Origin of the sequence: Alicyclobacillus vulcanalis, assembly GCF_900156755.1 — a bacterium.
Classification (GTDB): Bacteria; Bacillota; Bacilli; order Alicyclobacillales; family Alicyclobacillaceae; genus Alicyclobacillus; species Alicyclobacillus vulcanalis.
On the sequence record NZ_FTOO01000001.1, the window covers coordinates 106,064 to 124,238 of the forward strand.

General features: G+C 63.9%; 14 protein-coding genes. 8 read left to right on the forward strand and 6 right to left on the reverse strand.

Going from position 1 to position 18,175, the window contains the following annotated elements; all coding sequences use genetic code 11:
- Window positions 1-37 precede the first annotated feature (37 nt).
- Window positions 38-685 carry a protein disulfide oxidoreductase gene (pdo, locus tag BW934_RS00570; RefSeq protein ID WP_076344025.1) on the forward strand — a complete coding sequence of 216 codons (648 nt, stop codon included), beginning with the start codon at window positions 38-40 and terminating at the stop codon, window positions 683-685.
- Window positions 686-765: 80 nt separating this feature from the next.
- Here the strand turns inward: pdo and pgaD are convergent, their stop codons facing one another.
- The gene (pgaD, locus tag BW934_RS00575) at window positions 766-1,200 is read right to left on the reverse strand and encodes a poly-beta-1,6-N-acetyl-D-glucosamine biosynthesis protein PgaD (protein ID WP_076344027.1); all 435 of its coding nucleotides are present in this window, start codon (window positions 1,198-1,200) and stop codon (window positions 766-768) included.
- Entirely contained in the window at window positions 1,197-2,429 is a 1,233-nt protein-coding gene (gene pgaC / locus BW934_RS00580; protein WP_084182428.1) for a poly-beta-1,6-N-acetyl-D-glucosamine synthase, read from the reverse strand. Before pgaC ends, pgaD begins: the two co-directional genes overlap by 4 nt.
- A gap of 395 nt (window positions 2,430-2,824) precedes the next feature.
- Between pgaC and BW934_RS00585 the strand changes: the two genes are divergently transcribed.
- From BW934_RS00585 to BW934_RS00600, 4 genes are read left to right on the forward strand one after another with little or no spacing between them, the layout of a single operon-like run.
- Entirely contained in the window at window positions 2,825-4,132 is a 1,308-nt protein-coding gene (locus BW934_RS00585; RefSeq protein ID WP_076344031.1) for an FAD-binding oxidoreductase, read from the forward strand.
- Between the two features lies 1 nt (window position 4,133).
- The gene (locus tag BW934_RS00590; RefSeq protein WP_076344033.1) at window positions 4,134-5,462 is read left to right on the forward strand and encodes a (Fe-S)-binding protein; all 1,329 of its coding nucleotides are present in this window, start codon (window positions 4,134-4,136) and stop codon (window positions 5,460-5,462) included.
- Window positions 5,459-6,988 carry an FAD-linked oxidase C-terminal domain-containing protein gene (locus BW934_RS00595; protein ID WP_076344035.1) on the forward strand — a complete coding sequence of 510 codons (1,530 nt, stop codon included), beginning with the start codon at window positions 5,459-5,461 and terminating at the stop codon, window positions 6,986-6,988. Before BW934_RS00590 ends, BW934_RS00595 begins: the two co-directional genes overlap by 4 nt.
- A gap of 10 nt (window positions 6,989-6,998) precedes the next feature.
- Window positions 6,999-7,778: an IclR family transcriptional regulator gene (locus BW934_RS00600; protein ID WP_076344643.1), complete on the forward strand. Its 780-nt coding sequence runs from the start codon at window positions 6,999-7,001 to the stop codon at window positions 7,776-7,778.
- A 258-nt stretch (window positions 7,779-8,036) separates the two neighbouring features.
- Here BW934_RS00600 and aceB read toward each other — a convergent pair whose 3' ends face one another.
- Window positions 8,037-9,641: a malate synthase A gene (aceB, locus tag BW934_RS00605; protein ID WP_084182376.1), complete on the reverse strand. Its 1,605-nt coding sequence runs from the start codon at window positions 9,639-9,641 to the stop codon at window positions 8,037-8,039.
- 386 nt (window positions 9,642-10,027) lie between these two features.
- Between aceB and BW934_RS00610 the strand changes: the two genes are divergently transcribed.
- Window positions 10,028-11,650, forward strand: coding sequence for an L-lactate permease (locus BW934_RS00610; protein WP_076344645.1), 1,623 nt, complete (start codon window positions 10,028-10,030; stop codon window positions 11,648-11,650).
- 152 nt (window positions 11,651-11,802) lie between these two features.
- On the forward strand, window positions 11,803-12,738 hold the full coding sequence (locus tag BW934_RS00615) for an alpha/beta hydrolase (protein ID WP_076344039.1): 936 nt from the start codon (window positions 11,803-11,805) through the stop codon (window positions 12,736-12,738).
- A 25-nt stretch (window positions 12,739-12,763) separates the two neighbouring features.
- Here BW934_RS00615 and BW934_RS00620 read toward each other — a convergent pair whose 3' ends face one another.
- Together BW934_RS00620 and BW934_RS00625 are read right to left on the reverse strand one after the other, a co-directional pair.
- A complete protein-coding gene (locus BW934_RS00620) occupies window positions 12,764-13,834 on the reverse strand; it encodes an NAD(P)/FAD-dependent oxidoreductase (RefSeq protein ID WP_076344041.1) in 1,071 nt (356 codons plus the stop codon).
- A gap of 248 nt (window positions 13,835-14,082) precedes the next feature.
- Entirely contained in the window at window positions 14,083-15,318 is a 1,236-nt protein-coding gene (locus BW934_RS00625) for an MFS transporter (protein WP_076344043.1), read from the reverse strand.
- A 142-nt stretch (window positions 15,319-15,460) separates the two neighbouring features.
- Here BW934_RS00625 and BW934_RS00630 point away from each other — a divergent pair, with 142 nt between their 5' ends.
- On the forward strand, window positions 15,461-16,831 hold the full coding sequence (locus BW934_RS00630) for an FAD-binding oxidoreductase (RefSeq protein WP_076344647.1): 1,371 nt from the start codon (window positions 15,461-15,463) through the stop codon (window positions 16,829-16,831).
- Here the strand turns inward: BW934_RS00630 and BW934_RS00635 are convergent.
- A complete protein-coding gene (locus BW934_RS00635) occupies window positions 16,767-18,131 on the reverse strand; it encodes a sigma 54-interacting transcriptional regulator (protein WP_076344045.1) in 1,365 nt (454 codons plus the stop codon). The genes BW934_RS00630 and BW934_RS00635 overlap by 65 nt on opposite strands.
- Between the last annotated feature and the right edge of the window lie 44 nt (window positions 18,132-18,175).

Consider the following 18,175-nt stretch of genomic DNA (forward strand, 5'->3'; position numbering starts at 1 on the left):
TATCCGCGGAAGTCAATGAACGCGAGGAGGGATAGGAATGCTATCGGCTCGGGATCAATCTGCCATCCGGGAACGGCTTGCGGATTTGCAACAGCCCGTGGTCATCAAGTTCTTCGAAGCGTCTCTCGGCTGTGCGACGTGTCCTGAGATTCGCAGCCTGTTGCGGCAGGTTGCTGAACTGTCGGATCAGCTCACGCTCGAGATCCACAACCTGTACGTCGATGAGGAAGAGGCCAAAACATACGGCGTAGACCGGGTGCCGGCCCTTGTGCTGACGGACGGATCGCGCAAGGACTACGGTGTCCGATTCTACGGGGCACCTTCTGGGTACGAATTTGCAACCCTGTTGGACGGGATTCGCATGTTGTCCAGCGGGGACTCCGGCCTGTCTCCAGCGACGAAAGCGCGCCTGGCGCAGCTGGCGAAGCCTGTGGACCTGAAGGTCTTCGTCACGCCGACTTGTCCATACTGCCCAGCGGCTGTTCGGCTGGCACACCGCTTTGCGATGGAGTCGCCTTTGATCACGGCGAGCATGGTCGAAGCCACCGAGTTTCCTGATTGGGCGACTCGATTTAACGTCTATGGCGTACCGAAGACGGTGATCAACGATTCGGAGGCCTGTTCGCTGGAGGGTGCCGTGCCGGAAGACGTGCTGTTGGAGCAGGTGCTGGCGGTGCAGGCGTGAGATTCCGTATCGGAATGGTGCCTCGGGATCTGGCAATTTCACCACAGAGGGCGCGGCCACGCGACCGCGCCCGCGGTGTGTCAGCGATCAGCTGGCCATTCGACGATTTTCTCCACCTGCCAGCGCGCGATCTCGCCTACGGAAAGGTGAAGCCTCTCTGCGAGTTCGACGTCGGACACGGGCACAGGTGGCCTGCGCCGGCGAAGTTGACCGAACCGCCGGCGGTTGTAGGTGGCCCAGCCGACGAAAAGGACGGCCGACAGCACCGTGACCGTGAGCCCGACGCGAATGACTTCGAGAGGCGTGGTCGTTGGCAGAAGTCCGAGCACGTACACGTCAAACTTGTGCCATCCGATGAGCCACAGAATGGCGGATGCAAGGACCTGCAAGGTCACTGCCGTGACCCAGAGCCACCCCGTGAGCGTGATGGCGGTCTCGAACCAGCGCTTCGGCCGAGTGGACCTGGCGCCGCGTCGCACAATGAGTTCCTCCCAAACGTCTTGATGGGAATTCACGCCGACACCCCCCTGTCAGGGCTGCTCCATGTGGCATATCGGCCGGATCGCGCCATCCACATGGCCCAGCATGCTTTGGGCACCGCCCACACCATGACAAACGCCCCGATGGCCCAATAGGCCGCGGGATACCAGATGGCGTAGAAGTAATAGCGCCATAGAGCGTCTCGCTCATAGCGCTGCTCAATCCACAGCGCGACGGACGACTGGATCAGGGACGTGAGGCCGAGCCACGTTCCTGCCTCGGCGACGTAGGTCCACGGAAGCCCGTGGGCGAGGCGAACGACGAGAATGTAGATGAGGGTCAAGACCCACAGATACGCCCAAACGATGCTTGCCACTTCCTCCAGGTAAATGGGAATCATGCGGCGGTTTCGCCACGTCCACAGGATGGAGGCGTTCCGAATGAGCACCTCGACGCCGCCCTGCGCCCAACGCGCGCGCTGGCGGAACAGGCTCATGAGGCGCTCGGGGGCCCACATAAAACAGAGTGCCCGCGGTTCGTAGCGGATGTCCCACGCTCGGCGTTCGAGCTTCCACGAGACGGCGATGTCGTCGGTGATCATGTCCTCATCCCACATGCCGCAGTCGACGAGAGCGCGCTTGCGGAACGCGGCGATCACGCCGGAGACCGTCATGATCTTCCCGAGGACGCGCTGTGCCCGCTTGATGAGCCCGATAATGCTCGCGTATTCGACCACTTGAATCTTGCCGAGCAGGGTGCCGCGGTTGCGAATGCGCGGATTGCCCGTCACGGCGCCCACGCGCTCGCTGCCCGGCGAGACAAAGTGCCAGACGAGGAAGCGAAGGGCATCCGGCGCCAAGACAGCGTCAGCATCCACGGTGACCAGAATTTCGCCGCGCGAGGCGATCAGGCCGGCGTTGAGCGCGTGCGCCTTGCCGCGCCGTACCGGCAGATTCACGACGCGCAGACGCTCGTCGGTTGCGGCCAACCGATCGAGGATGTCTTTCGTATTGTCCGTGCTGCCGTCGTTCAGGGCCAAGATTTCATACGCTGGATAATCGAGATTGAGCATGCGCTGGAGGGTGTCTTCGAGTACATCCCCTTCGTTGTGACAGGGAATGAGAATGGAAACCAGGGGTGTCTCGGGCAGCTCGGGCGCTTGAAAGGTCTGGTGACGCTCGCGGCGCCACGCGTAGACCAGGCCGCCGACCATCCAGACGATGCTCATGACAAAGGGATACAGAAATAAAAAACTGTGCAACATCAAATGCTCGCGCTCCTCACTCAACTCGGCTCTCGTGCCTGCTCGCATCCCTCGGCATACCCACGCGCGTTTGGGCGCCGGCATGCCCGGGTGGGGGCACGGTCTCGATACGAATATGCGTCCTGAGGCATCGTGCTCGTGGCATACGCCTTTTCCATCGCGGATTTTTCTTCACTTGAAGATACCGCTCTTCGCAATTCAAGAGGAATCCCACATCAATCCCATAATGGATCCATGTCAACCGCAAGGAGGATCGGTAGCGTTTGGCCTCCATTCGAGGATTGTCTTCAGTCATTTCGTTGTCGTAGAATACATATAAGAATTCAGAACAGTATTCCGTATCATAGAACGCGAGCTACGGGATGGCGCCCGTGCCAGCGCAGGAGGGATGTCACTTGGCACTTCAGACGAAGCCATCTCCGGCCGACATCGCGGACGCGCTTTGTCGACAAGTCGACGTGCGCGCGCGGGTCGCGCCGATGTGTGCCATTCATCCAGGTGAGTCGTCAAGAGATACCTGTGTCGTCGAGGCCGCGAGCGAGCACCAGGTCGTCGCTGCACTCAGCTATGCGCGCGAACACGGCCTCACCGTGTTGCCGTTTGGCACCGGACGCCTTCTGGCCCACGGTCCTGTGGGCGACGCTCCGGACATTGCCCTGTCGCTTCGACCCATGCAGCGCGTGACGGCTTTTTCTCCCGGGGACCTCGTCGTATCCGTCGAGCCGGGCGTCACGCTGGCGGAGCTGGCGCCGGTCCTCGCCGAGCAAGGGCTCATGCTGCCGTATGATCCGCCCGCGCCGTCCGACTCCACCATCGGCGGGCTGCTTTCCGCCGGCCTGAGCGGACCGCGCCGTGCCCTGTACGGCAGCCTGCGCGATCTCGCCATTGCGCTTCGTGTCGCCCTGCCCGACGGCCGAGTGATTCGCACCGGCGCGAAGGTCGTCAAAAACGTCGCCGGTTACGACATGACAAAGCTCTACATCGGCGCCTGGGGAACGCTCGGTGTCGTCACCGAAGTGACGTTGAAACTGAGGCCTCTGCCCATGCACCGCGAAACCGTCCTCGCGCGCGGCTCCATGCCGTCGCTCCTCCAGCTGCGGTCCCGCATCGCCCAGTCGACCCTGGTGCCAAGCCGCCTGGAGCTCGTCGCCATGGGCGCTGGCCCATCCGAGTTTCTCCTCGCCGTCGACTGCGATGAACCCAGGTCCTCTGCCAAGGCCCAGACGGACGTCCTGCGCGCCATGTCGGGCGATCTCGGCATCACCCTGGAGGCCGCGGAAGGGGAGCACGCGGACGCGTGGTGGCAGACGCTCACCGCACGAATCGCGCAGCCCTCGGTTTGTATCCGCTTACAGGGGCCGCCCACAGCCCTGCTCGCCGCGATGCCCGCTGTGCTCGACGCGGCCTCAGCGCTCGCCGACGCGGGCGGCGTCGCCGCGTGTGCCGGCGGGCTCACTGGCGTGGCGCGCGTCGCGTTTGCGCCCTCTCGCGCCGCATTCGACACTTCCGCGCCCTTGGAAGGAATTGCGCAACTCGCAGCGCGCTCTGGCTTGGACATGGTGGTGGAGCGGGCACCCGCGGAAATCCGCGCGCGGTACCAGCCGCAGCAGCCGCCCGCCGTCCTCGCCCTGATGCAGCGGTTGAAATCGACGTTCGATCCCGACAATCTCCTGTGCCCAGGTCGCTTTTTGGGAGGGATGTGAGATGGTGCAGGAACCAGCCGCTGTGGCCCACAAGCCGTCCGATTTCCGCTTTCCCGACGCGCCGGAGGAAGACAAGTACTCCGTCTGCGTGCACTGCGGCTTCTGCCTGGAGGTTTGTCCCACGTATCAGGCGTGGGGCGACGAGAACCACTCGCCTCGCGGGCGCGTGTTTCTCATTAAGGCGTGCGCCGAAGGCGAGCTGCCGCTGGACGAAAGCGTGATCGATCCCGTCTTCACGTGCCTCGACTGTCGGGCCTGCGAAACCGTGTGTCCATCCGGCGTGCAGGTGGGTGCGCTCGTCGAAGAGGCCCGCGGTCAGGTGTTCTACGCCCGCACCAGCCAGCATCAGCGCGATCCGCTCATGCACCTGTTCCTGCGCGGCGTGTTTCCCCGTCCGTCGCGCCTTCGGACCATCCGCAGGCTCATGCGATTCTATCAGAAGTCCGGGCTTCGCAAACTGGCGCGATCGACCGGGGTCTTGCGCGTCTTGCCACCGCAGGTGCGGGAGATGGAGGACGTCATTCCCGAGATCGGCCGCGGCCCGGCCATCGACGTCCTGCCGGAGGTCATGCCGCCACAAGGAGCCAAAAAGGCGACGGCCGCGCTGTTCACCGGATGCGTGATGGATGTGTTCTTCTCCGACGTGAATGAGGCCACGGCCCGCGTCATGCTGAGAAACGGCATCGAGGTGCGCGTGCCCAAGGATCAGATCTGCTGCGGCGCGCTGCAGGTGCACGCGGGCGATCGCGACATGGCCCGTGAGATGGCGAAGCGAAACATCGAGGTGTTTGAACGCTCGGGCACCGATTACATCGCCATCAACGCGGCCGGCTGTGGGGCGGCGCTCAAGGAGTATCCCGAACTTTTCCGCGACGATCCGGCCTGGCGGGATCGCGCAATTCAATTTTCGGCCCGCGTGCGCGACATCTCACAGCTCCTCGTCGAGGTCGGCTTCGATCCTCCGAAGGCCGAGCTTCCGATGAAGGTCACCTACCACGACGCGTGTCACCTGTGCCACGCGCAGAAAATCAAGTACGAGCCGAGATCGCTCCTCATGTCGGTGCCGGGGCTCACGCTCTGCGAGATGCCGGACTCCGACCGCTGCTGCGGCAGTGCGGGGATTTATAACCTCACCCATCCGCAGATGGCGAACGAGCTCCTCGAGCGCAAGATGGACGACGTCCCGCAGGGCGTCGAGGCCGTGGTCATGGGCAATCCCGGCTGCATGATGCAGATCCGGCTTGGCGTCAAGCGGAGAAACCAGCCTTTGCGCGTGATGCACACCGTCGAAGTGCTCGATCTCGCCTACCAGAGGGAGGGAGCGCGATGAGAGATGCGCACATGGACGCGCTGATCGAGATGGTCGGGGAGAGGCGCTGCCTGTGGCGGCCGCACCAGGTGAAGGCCTATGCGTGCGACGGTTACACGGCGGAAGAGGGGCTGCCGCGCGCGGTCGTGTTCCCCGAGTCGACGGAGGAAGTGGCGCGCATTTGCCGCTATCTCTACGAACACGACATTCCGTACCTCCCGCGCGGCGCGGGCACGGGCCTGTCGGGCGGCGCCACGCCGACAGGCGGAGAGGTCGTCATCAGCTTGGCGAGGATGAACAAGCTCCTCGCTGTCGACTTTGACAACCTGCGCGCCGTCGTGCAGCCCGGGCTCGTGAACCTCACGCTGACGCGCCGAGTCGCGCATGCCGACTGTTACTATGCGCCGGACCCGTCCAGTCAGTCGGTCTGCACCATCGGCGGCAACTTTGCGGAAAACGCAGGCGGCAGCCACTGCCTCAAGTACGGCGTGACGACCAACCATGTCGTGGCCGCGAAGGTGGTGCTGCCGAACGGGGACGTGATCGACGTCGGCGCGCCGTTTGGCGACGCGCCCGGGTACGATTTGCTCGGGCTTCTCGTCGGCTCGGAGGGGACCCTCGGCATCGCGACGGAGATCACGGTCCGCATCCTGAAAAAGCCTCAGGCCTTGCGGACCGCGCTGGCGTATTTCGATCGCGTCGCCGACGCGTCTGACACTGTCACGGATATCATTGGGGCGGGCATCATCCCGGCCGCGATCGAGATGATGGATCAGCTCGCGATGCAGGCCGTCGATAAGAGCAACTACCACGTGGGCTATCCGACGGACATCGAGGCGGTGTTGCTGATCGAGGTCGATGGCCTGGCGGCAGGCGTGGACGAGGTCATGGAACGCGTGGTCGAGATCTGTCGCCGCCACCAGGTGCGCGAGGTTCGGGTCGCGCAATCGGATGCGGAGCGCGCGCTCTGGTGGTCGAGCCGGAAAATGGCGTTTGGCGCCATGGGCCGGATTTCGCCCGATTACATCGTGCAAGACGGCGTGATCCCGCGCACGCGCCTCACGGAGGTGCTGCATCGCATTGACGAAGTGAGCCGCCGGCACGGGGTGAAAATTGCGAATGTGTTTCACGCGGGGGACGGCAATCTGCACCCGCTCATCCTGTATGACAGCCGGGTACCCGGCGAAGCGGAGCGCGCGGTCCGGGCCGGATCGGAGGTGCTGCGCGCCTGCGTGGACGCGGGGGGGAGCATCACCGGCGAGCACGGCGTGGGGATTGAGAAGATCGGCGAGATGGCCTACATGTTTTCCGAGGAGGAGCTTGCCGCACAGCGCGCGGTCAAGGCCTGCTTCGATCCGAAGGGCATCGTGAACGCCGGGAAGCTCATTCCGCTGCCCGGCCGGTGTGTCGAAGTCAAACGGGCGAAGGAGATTATCGAGGAGAACTGGCAGATTCTCGATTCCTTCCCGGACCAGGCGGCGGTTCAGGTGCGCGGGGCGTGGACTGCCGAGGCCGGCACCGAGGCTTCGACGAGCGCGCAAGGATGAGGTGAATGGCGTGGAAGACTACACCGTCAAATCGGTTGACAAGGCGCTTTTGTTGCTGGAGGTGGTGAGCGAACACCCCGACGGAATTGCCATCACCGAGCTCGCACAGTCCGTCGGCATGTACAAGAGCACGGTGCATCGCCTGCTTAACACCATGATGCGGCGGGGGTACATCGAACAGGATCCGGTGACAGGGCGCTACAAGCTGGGCTACACGGTGCTCGATCTCGGCATGAAGCTCTTGTCTTCCATCGATCTCCGGCGCGAAGCGATGCCTGCCCTGCAGGAGCTCGCGCTCGCCTCGGGCGAGGTGGTGCACCTGGCCCTCCTCGATCGGGGCTCCGTGGTGTACATCGAGAAGGTGGAAAGCCCAAACACCATCCGCATGCACTCGCGCGTCGGCACGCGGGTGCCCGTGCACGCGACGGGGCTCGGCAAGGCCATTCTCGCGTTTTTGCCCAAGCGCGAAGTGCAGGATATTGTGCGCCGCTATGGACTTCCGCAGCTGACGCCGCACACCATCACGGACGCGGACGCGCTTTGGGCGTCGCTGGAAGAGACGCGATCGACAGGGTTTGCCTTCGACGTGGAGGAGCACCAGGCGGGCGTCTGCTGCGTGGCCGCGCCCATTTTCGCCCATGACGGGCGCGTGATCGCGGCCGTGAGCGTATCGGGTCCGTCTCTGCGCATGACGCGCGAGCGCATGGTCGAGTTGGTCCCGCTTGTGAAGCGGGCGGGGGAGCGCATCTCGGAGCGCCTTGGCTATCGGCGCGAGCGCGTCGCCCCGTGAGCCGATGGACACGGCGAGGCTGCGCATCTCCGCTGACGCAGTCCGTGTCAGGGTGGCGCGCGAAGGTCAAGCTCGAGAACGACAGGTGAACATGGCGCAGCCGGGCACTTGAGGGTCGGCTGCGCCGCGATTGTGCCGAAGTTTCGAGGCGAGAAAAAGAGGGCGGGTCTCCGCGCGCAGTTGCGCACCGGAAGACGCGCCCTTTCCATGTGGGGACGGATACCGTGAAGGGACTCGCCGGGTCCGACGCCGGCTCCTTCAGGTCAAGTGCTCATAACCCGGCAGGGTCAGGAAGTCGACGAAGTCGTCCCGGGTCGAAATGTCGTCGAGAAGCTCGGCCGCAAGTGACGCTTGGCTCTTCGCAAAGGCCTCCTCGCCCATTTCCTCTTTCAGCTTTTGCAGTTCTTCCTTCAGGATCTGGCGGAAGAGATCGGCGGTCACCTTGCGCCCGTCGTCGAGCACGCCCTTCGGGTGGTGGATCCACTGCCAGATCTGTGCGCGCGAGATCTCAGCCGTTGCCGCGTCCTCCATCAGGTTGAAGATGGGCACCGCGCCGGAACCCCGCAGCCACGCCTCGATGTAGCGCAGCGCCACGGCCACGTTCGTCCGCAGCCCGGCTTCGGTGATGGTGCCTTCAGGGACGGCGACGAGATCAGCCGCGGTCACCTGGACGTCCTCGCGCAGGCGGTGCACCTGGTTCGGCGTGGGCATGAGGCGGTCAAACACCTCCATCGCCACCGGAACGAGGCCAGGATGTGCCACCCAGGTTCCATCGTGGCCGTCCTGCGCCTCCCGCTCCTTGTCCGCCCGGACCTTGGCGAGGGCCTCCTCGTTCGCCTTCGGGTCGTTCTTAATCGGGATTTGCGCCGCCATGCCGCCCATCGCGAATGCCTTGCGCCTGTGGCACGTGCGAATGGTGAGGAGCGTATAGGCGCGCATAAACGGTACCGTCATCGTCACCTGGGCCCGATCCGGCAGGATGACCTCGGGGTGGTTGCGGAACTTCTTGATGTAACTGAAGATATAGTCCCAGCGGCCACAGTTCAGCCCAGCGGCGTGATCCCGCAGCTCGTACAGAATTTCGTCCATCTCGAACGTCGCGAGAATCGTCTCAATGAGGACGGTCGCCTTGATGGTACCGCGAGGAATGCCGAGCGCGTCCTGAGCGTAGTTGAAGACGTCGTTCCACAGCCTGGCTTCGAGGTGGCTTTCCATCTTCGGCAGGTAGAAGTAAGGCCCGGTGCCGCGCGCCAACAGTTCCTTCGCGTTGTGATAAAAGTAGAGGCCAAAGTCGACGAGCCCACCCGTCGCCGCGCGACCATCCACCGTGATGTGCTTTTCCGGCAGATGCCATCCGCGCGGGCGCACGATGAGCACGGCGATCTCGTCATTCAGTTTGTAATGCTTTCCTTCCGGGCTCGTGTACTCGATGGTGCGCCGCACCGCGTCGCGCATGTTGATCTGTCCCTGCACGACGTTCTCCCACGACGGCGCGCACGCGTCCTCGAAGTCCGCCATAAAACATTTCGCGCCCGAATTCAACGCGTTGATGACCATTTTCCGGTCCGAGCTCGGACCCGTGATTTCCACGCGCCGATCCTGCAGGTCCGCGGGAATCGGCCCGACGGTCCAATCGCTCTCGCGAATCTCTTTCGTCTCCGGCAGAAAATCCGGCCATTCACCCGCAAGCAGGCGCTCGTCCCGCTCCTTGCGTCGCTTGAGAAGCTCGTCTCGCCGCGGGCCAAAGCGCCGCTCGAGCTCCGCGATGAACTGCAACGCGTCGGTCGTCAGAATTTCGGCAAATTCAGGCCGATACTCGCCCGTGATTTGAACGCCCTCTGGGCATGCGTACGATCCCGCCACAACCATCTCTCCTTCCTCTCAACCCTGGATACGCTTCCATGATACCATGTCGTTATGCAAGAAGAAACACTGTTCTGAATTACGGAACAACGTGTTGTGAAGGCGCGTGCACGCCGACGGCGAGGAAGGGCAGCGCCGGCGAACGGCCTTGGCGCTTGGCACGTCACCCAGCCCTTGGTGAGCCCATTCCGTCATGCAGAATCTTTTGAAGACGGCCGCTATCCCCCGTTCTCAGCCCTGGGCCGCTCAGACTACAATGACCTCAAACGGGGGTGCCGAGTCCCCCGAACGAGGGGGAGGGGGTACAGGACGAGCGCTCGGACTTCACCGACATGATGTTGTCAATCGCAAAGGCGGTGCATGGAGGGAAAAATGTGGGGGATTCGATGTTTCATCAACTCTTGACGCCCATCGGGCATTCCACGGCCCTATCGTTTCTCGTAGGCATCATCCCCATCGTCATTGTGCTGGTGTTGCTCGGCGTCGTGCGCGCGCCGGCATGGATCGCGGCGCTGTGTGGGCTGGTTGCCGGTCTCATCGAGGCCGTGGCTGGCTGGCAGATGCCGTTTCACCTCGCGCTGGACTCGGTCGCGGAGGGCATGGTGTTCGCGCTGTGGCCCATCATGTGGATTGTTTGGAACGCCATGTGGCTTTACAACTTGAGCCAGCGAACGGGGGCTTTTGCGCAGTTCCGCGACTGGATGTACCGTTACGCGACAGAGGACAGGCGCATTCAGCTTCTCATCATCGCCTTCAGCTTTGGCGCGCTGATGGAGGGCATTTCCGGCTTCGGCACACCGGTGGCCATCGCCTCCGCGCTCCTCGTGGGGCTCGGGTTCCCTGTGCTCGAAGCTGTCACGTACGCGCTCATCTTTGATACCGCGCCCGTGGCGTTTGGCGCCCTCGGCGTCCCCATCGTCACACTCGGGTCTGTGACCAACCTCAATGTAAGCGCTTTATCTTCGATGGTGGGGCGCCAGTTGCCCATTTTCGCGTTTCTTCTTCCGTTTTACGTCATCGTCGTCATGGGCGGTTGGAAGGCGCTCAAGGGAGCGTGGCCCGTCGCGCTGGTGGGCGGACTCTCCTATGCCCTGACGCAGTTTGCGGTGGCCAACTACCTCGGTCCCGCGCTGCCCGACGTCTTGGCGGCGCTCGTGTCGCTCGTGTGCATCGTGCTGTTCACCCGCGTGTGGCGCCCGAAAGATACGGACCAGTTTCGCTCGTTCGCGCACACGGGCGCCTATCGCGAAATGGCGGCCGCGTCCGAGGCGCCTGCCGGCCGGCTGTGGCGCGGCTGGGTGCCTTGGCTCACCGTGACGGGCGTCGTGATCGTATGGACGTTCCTGAAGGTGGCCGATCACGGCGCGCAAAAGGTGCACTGGCCCGGCCTCGACAAGCAGGTCTATCTGACGCTGTACCACAAGCCGTATGAGGCCGTCTGGGCGTTCCAGCCGCTCGCCACGGGCACAGCCATCCTGGTCGCCGTCATTCTGACCGCGCTCTTTTTGCGCGCGGGCTGGAAGACGTTCTGGCTTGCGGCGGCCGACACGTGGAAACAACTCACCTTCCCCATTCTCACGGTCATGTTCATCCTCGGTCTCGCCTACTTGTACAACTACTCCGGGATGGCGTACACGCTCGGCGTGGCGGTGGCCGCTTTGGGAAGCTGGTTCCCATTCTTCTCCGGATTCCTCGGCTGGATCGCGTGCTTTTTGTCGGGATCGGACACCTCGTCCAACGCGCTCTTCGGAAACCTGCAGGTGGTGGCGGCCAATCGGCTTCACCTCAATCCCGTCCTGATGGCCGCGACCAACTCGTCGGGCGCCGTGATGAGCAAAATGATTTCGCCGCAAAACGTCACGACCGGCGTCTCGACGGGGGAGTTGCGCGGCAAGGAGGGGCTTGTCATTCGGCGAACGTTCTGGCACAGCATCATCCTCACGGTCATCCTCGGCATCCTCGTGGTGCTCCAGGCGCACGCGTGGAGCGGCATGGTTCCGCACCCGTGAGGGCGTCGAGCCATCGCGGCGCTGGCCTGGACCGGCTGGCGCCGCGAAACGGTTCAGGCCGCGTTCGCCGAAGCATGCAGGCGCGAAGGAAGGCCCGTGCAAACGTCGAATGAAATTGGCGAGCGAGATGACAGACAAAGGGGGACGGGCGTATGGGGGAGACTTGGGCGCTTGCGGCGCCGGACGGCGTCACGATTTACGGGCGCACGTGGGTGCCTGAAACTCGGGGTGAGCCGCGCCTCTGCGTACAGCTGGCACACGGCATGGCGGAGCACATCGGCCGCTACGACGATTTCGCGCGCTACCTCGCCGCGCGCGGCTGTGCCGTGTACGGGCACGATCACCGCGGACACGGGCAGACGGGCGAGGCCATGGGGATTCTCGGCCATTTTGGCGATCGCGACGGATTTCAGCGCGTGATCGACGACATGGCGCAGGTGACGTCGCGCATCGAGGCGGAGCATCCGGGCGTGCCGATTGTGCTTTTGGGCCACAGCATGGGTTCGTGGCTGTCGCTCGCGTACATGGAGCAGCACGGGCGGCGGCTTGCGGGTGCGGTGCTCTCCGGCGCGGGCTTCGTGGGCCAGATGGAGCTTGCGGCCGGGCTGTATCTCGCCAAGCGGGAGGCCGCCCGGGTGGGGGCGAGATCGCCCAGTGAGCGGCTGTACCAGATGACCTTTGGCAACTTTAACAAGCCGTTTGCGCCCAATCGCACGCCGCTCGACTGGCTGTCGCGCGACGACGCGGTGGTCGACGCCTACATGGCGGACCCGAAGTGCGGACAGATGCACACGTGCGGCTTTTTTATCGATTACTTCTCAGGCGTCAAGGAGTTGCAGCGCCCCGAGAATCTCCGCCGCATCCCCAGTGATCTGCCGGTCCTCATTGTCGCAGGTTCGCGAGATCCGGTCGGCAAGATGGGGAAGGGCGTGGAGCGGCTGGCGAAGGCGCTTGCGGCAGCCGGCGTGCGCGACGTGACGGTCAAGCTGTACCCGGGCGCGAGACACGAGGTGCTCAACGAGACCAACCGCGCCGAGGTGTATCAGGACGTCTGGCGCTTTATGGAGACTGTGTTACGTCGAGCGTGATGAGCGCGGACCGCTGGGCCTGCGCTCATCGGCTGGGGCGGGGCGAACGAGCGCCCCATAGCCACTCGGCACGTCTCACCGCGCTTGCTTCGCGAAGTGGCGCCCGGGAGGGGCGCTTCGCGGAAGCGGCGAGGTACGTGGCGATCTGGTTGACGGACTGTGCCGCGTCGTGAAAGGCGCCGAGCAGCAGGGGCAGTTTGCCCGGCTTGTCGATGGCATCTCCACACGCGAACAACCCAGGCACCGAGGTTTCACCCTCTGTGCTCACGACCATCCGCCCGTCAGGGTCCACGGCAAGCGGCGGATCGGTCTCCACCGCTGGCCCGTCGGGATGGGCGAATTCCTGGCACACGAGGACGTCGTCGATGCGCAGGACGTCGCGGAATGATTCCTGCCCGCGCTCGATGACCACCGCCTCAATGCGACAGCTGCACGTGCGGTTCCATATCACGTCGCGGAGGACCGCATCTTCATAGACCGCGACGCCCCGCTTCGTCAGTTCCGCGGTACCCCGGTCGACATGCGCACAGGCACCGCGTCCTGGCAGAAGGACCACGCGCCTGCAGATGGGCGCAAGGGTATGCGCCCAGGCGACGGCGGTCTCACGTTCTCCCCAAACGAGGACGGTGCGGTCTCGAAACCTGGACGGGGACGAGAGGGTATAGTGTAGGTTGACGGCTCGTTCGACGTCGCCACTTGGAAGGCTGAGGGCACGGGGGCGGAGGAGCCCGCTGCCTGTGGCCAACAGGACGGATCGGGCCACGAGCGTTCGGTGGTCTTGGGTCTCGACGACGAAATGTCCTGCAGGGCAGCGGGATACGCGCTTGACGGTGCACTGCGGAAGGATTTCAGGCGAGAACAGCTGTGCCTGGCACACCAGCTGCTGCAGGAGGTCTTGCCCCTTCGCGGGCAGGTGTCCGCCCAGGTCCCAGATGACTTGTTCCTGATAGAAACGGAGCTTGCCTCCGAGTTGCGCTTCAGCTTCGACAAGGGTCGCCCGGATGTCGCGAAGGCCCGCATAGAAAGCGGCGAAGAGCCCCGCCGGGCCCCCACCCACAATGACGAGGTCTCGCTGCGGTGAACATACGTTTACCACGCCTGTGCTCCACCTTTCCCACGGGTGTCCGAGTGGTCTTTGGAAGTTAGGTTCAACTAACGATATGAAATAGTCGCGTCTAACATGATGCTAGCGCACAAATATTGACTTCGCAAGTCAACATTTGTGCGAGGGCGCTGGTCGCGCAAGCTGCGGCTCGAGATGTGGCTTGCGGATGCGTGAAAGTGTCGGTTGCGTGGCGAGGAGGCCGCGAGGACCCTTCTCCGAGGACCTCGCGGCCTGGGGCCTTATTCGAGGGATTCGCCCTTGGACTCTCTCCACAGGAGCGCCACCACGATGACGAGCAGGGAGGCAATCGCCACCGAATACGTCATCGAATGTGCGAGGCCGCCGACAGAGGGCGCGATCGACGAGACGATGAGCGGCACCACAGCCCCACCCAGCGCGGCCCCGATGTGATACGTGGTGCCTTGTCCCGTGGACCGAACGGACGTCGGGAAGTGCTCGGCCAGGTAGGTGGGGATGACCGACCAGACACCACCGATGGAGAAGAAGCCGATGAGGAAGGTGAACACATCGCGGTAGGTCGCGCTCTGAATGTGCAGGAACACGGCGGAGGTCAGCGCCGTGCCCACGGCGGACAGAATGAGCGTCCACTTGCGGCCGATCCAGTCAGAGACGAGGCCGCCGAGCACATTGCCGAAGATGCCTGCCACATTCAGGATGATGATGGTGTTGGCCACCGTTGCGGGCGAAAAGTGGCCTGCCTGCTTAAGAAGCGTGGCGTAGAACGTGTTGATGGGATAGGTGACGCTGAACGCGATGATGGCGACGATGGCGGCGTGCACGGTGTTCCAAGCGCGGCCCCGTTTGAAGAGCTCCTGCACGGGAATGGCCTGCTGCTCCTTGGCGCGCGCTTCTCGCCAACGATCCGACTCGGGCAGCGCAAACGCGATAAAGAGGGCCACGAGCACGGCGGGGATGCAGGCGATGAAAAACAGCGCGTGCCAACCCAAATGGCTGTACCAAAGCCGGTACACGATAGCGGCGAAGATGTAGCCGAAGGAGAAGCCGGACTGCAGAAGCCCGGAAGCGAATCCCCGCCAGCGCGACGGGATCATCTCCATCAGCATCGGCGTCCCACTTGCGTACATGGAACCCATGCCGAGTCCGTACAGGATGCGGACCAGCATGAGCAGCGTAAAGCCGAGTGAGAATCCGGTCAGGCATTCGAACACGCTGAACCAGAAGATCGAAAAGATGAGGCTGAACTTGCGGCCCTTCGCATCGCTCAGCAGTCCACCGAGGAAGCCGCCGCCAAGGCGGGCAAACGTCGTGGCGGACGACACCGACGCCGCGAGCGTCAAGGCGACGTGGTAGTCCTTCATGATGTCCAAGATGACGAAGGTCAGGATAGAAAAGTCCATGGCATCGAAGGCCCAGGCCAAGGCGATGGAGACGAGGGCGCGGACGGGCGCTTTGGGCTTGGCTTCTTGAGGCGAAGGGGCGTACGCTGTCGACACGGAAGTCACCTCGCTTTAGAATCGAAGAGACGAAGAATGTATCCCTTTTCATCCTACTACGACATTTGCACGACGCGTAAGCCCCTGGGACAGGCGCTTCTGCATGATGGGGAATTTGGCACGCGAAGTGGAGGATCACACCATGACCATTCCATGGGAAACGTTGAAACAACAGCTCGGCGACAAGCTCCGTTTCGGCGAGAGCATCCGCAACGCCCACGCCAAGGACGAATCGTATCACGAGCCACATGTCCCGGACGCCGTGGCCTATCCTGAGGAAACCGAAGACGTCGTGGCGCTCGCGCAGTTCGCGCACGAGCACCGCATTCCGCTTGTCGCCTACGGGGCCGGTTCAGGCCTTGAGGGCCAGGCCATTCCCGTGCGAGGCGGCATCTCCGTCGATTTCTCGCGCATGAATCGGATCCTCGAGGTCCGGCCCGACGACTTCCTCGTCTGTGTCGAACCCGGGGTTACGCGCCAGCAGTTGAACGATGCGCTGCGGCCCTACGGTTTGATGTTTCCTGTCGATCCCGGCGCCAACGCCTCGCTCGGCGGCATGGCGGCCACGAACGCCAGCGGGACCACGGCGGTCAGGTACGGCCCGATGAAAGCGAACGTGCGTAAACTCGAGGTGGTGCTCGCGGACGGGCGCGTGGTCGAGATCGGCACCCTCGCGGCCAAATCGAGCTCGGGCTACAATCTCGTGGAACTATTTGTCGGCTCAGAGGGCACGCTTGGGCTATTTACGAAGCTGTGGCTGCGCGTCTACGGCGTTCCCGAAGCGACGCTCGCCGCGTCGGCTGAGTTTCAGACCGTCGGCGAGGCCGTGAACGCCGTGTGTATGCTCATCGGAAGCGGACTCCAGCTCACGCGATGCGAACTCGTGACCAAGCCCTACATCGAGATCATCAACCGCCAATTTGACACCGACTACGCGCCCGCGCCCACGCTCTTCTTGGAACTGTCGGGATCGCAGGCGGCGGTCCAGGCCGACATGGCGACGGTCGAGGACTTGTTGCGCGACGCGGGGGCGGTGCGCGTGGCGACGGTGATGGACGAGCGCGCTCGGCAAAAGCTCTGGCATGCGCGCCACAATGCGGCGTATGCGCTCATGCGCACCTATCCAGGCCTGTCGCATCTTTCGACCGACGTGTGCGTGCCCATGTCGAAGCTGCCCGAAGCCGTCGATGTGGCGGAAATGTGGATCGAGCGGCTCGGCATTCGCGGCGGGATCGTCGGTCACGTCGGAGATGGCAACTTCCATGTGAGCCTCATGGTGAATCCCAGCGACCCGGACGATCTCGGCCGCGCCTACGAGCTCTCCCACCATCTCGTCGAATACGCGATCTCCGTCGGCGGCACGTGCACGGGCGAACACGGCGTGGGTCTTGGCAAGATGAAGTATCAGAAAAAGGAGCACGGGGAGGCGCTGACCCTGATGCAGGATATCAAGCGCCTCTTGGACCCGGACGATCTGCTGAATCCCGGGAAGCTGGTGGACGGGATCGCGTGACATCGTCCACGCCGAGCTGCTTGAGCTTGTAGTAGAGCGCCGCACGCGAGATGCCGAGAAGCTGTGCGGCGCGAGATTTGTTGCCTTGAGCCTCCTCGAGCGCCTCGAGGATTCGAGCGCGCTCCAGCGCTTTGGATTGATCGGCGAGAGATACGCGCCGGCGAGCCGGTTTGAGGTGCAGACTGCGCAGAGCCTCGGGCAGGTGCGCTGGCGCGATGTCCCCGTGCGCGAGGGACACGGCCATTCGCGCGGCTTGCACAATCTCCCGGATATTCCCCGGCCACGCATAGGCCTGAATGAGCCCCGCAGCTTCCTCCGAAATGCCAGGCGGAATGCCACCGCGCTCCTTGGCCCAGCGCGAGACCCAGAACCGGAACAGGGCCAGACTCTCACTTCGGCGCTGTGCGATGGCAGGCAGCTCGACGATCGGCAACGCGCGGACGAGGGCGGGATCGACGGATTCCGGACTCGGCGCGCTCGCCATCACCCGACAGGCGAGCGGAAGCGGACCAACTCCGCCGAGCGGGTGAAAACGGCCTTCTTCCACGGCTGCGGCGAGCTTGGTTTGCACCGCCCTTGGCAACAGGTGCGCGTCCTGAATCAACACGGTTCCGCCCGCAGCCCGTTCGAGCCACCCTTGCCGGCGCGCGTCGGGGGAGAGGACGAGCGATCCGTCCGCGCCGAAGATGGCGACGTCCATGAGCGCCGCTGCGCGGGGTTCGGCGCGCACCGCGAGAAAAGGGCCGTCGAGCTCGAGATGGCGGTGTGACGCCTCGGCGATCGCGCGCTTGCCCGTGCCGCGCGGCCCCACCAAGAGCGCGTGACCCGGCCTGGCGAGGGCTAGGAGGGTGTTCAGGGCGCGATCGACCGTCTGCGTCCGCAGGAGGTCGCCGTCCGCCTCGCCCAGCTGGCGCGCGTTTTCTTCGCTCATGCGCACGATCACCGTCATGTCCCGCTCGACGGCGATGGCGCCTGCCACATCCCCTGCGTCGTCGTACACCGGCGCTGCCGAGATGAGGACGTGCACGTCCGGGCGCGGGCGATGATAGGCGTGCGTGATGGAGGCGCCGGTCGTGAGGACGCTGTGCACGGCCAGAGACTCCAGGGCGAAAAACTCGGTGATGGGGCGGCCGACAATCTCGTCCGCTGGGATGTTGTACAGCACCTCAGCCGCTCGGTTCCAGGCCACGACGCGCCCGTCGCGATCGACGACGGTGACCGCGTCATCCACCATGTGGAGCACGGTTCGGAGAATGTGCTCGGGCCGGGGGGTGGAGGTATGGAACTCGTCGGGTTGCATGTGGATCTCCTCCATCGCCGACAATTGGAACATATTGCGCTTTC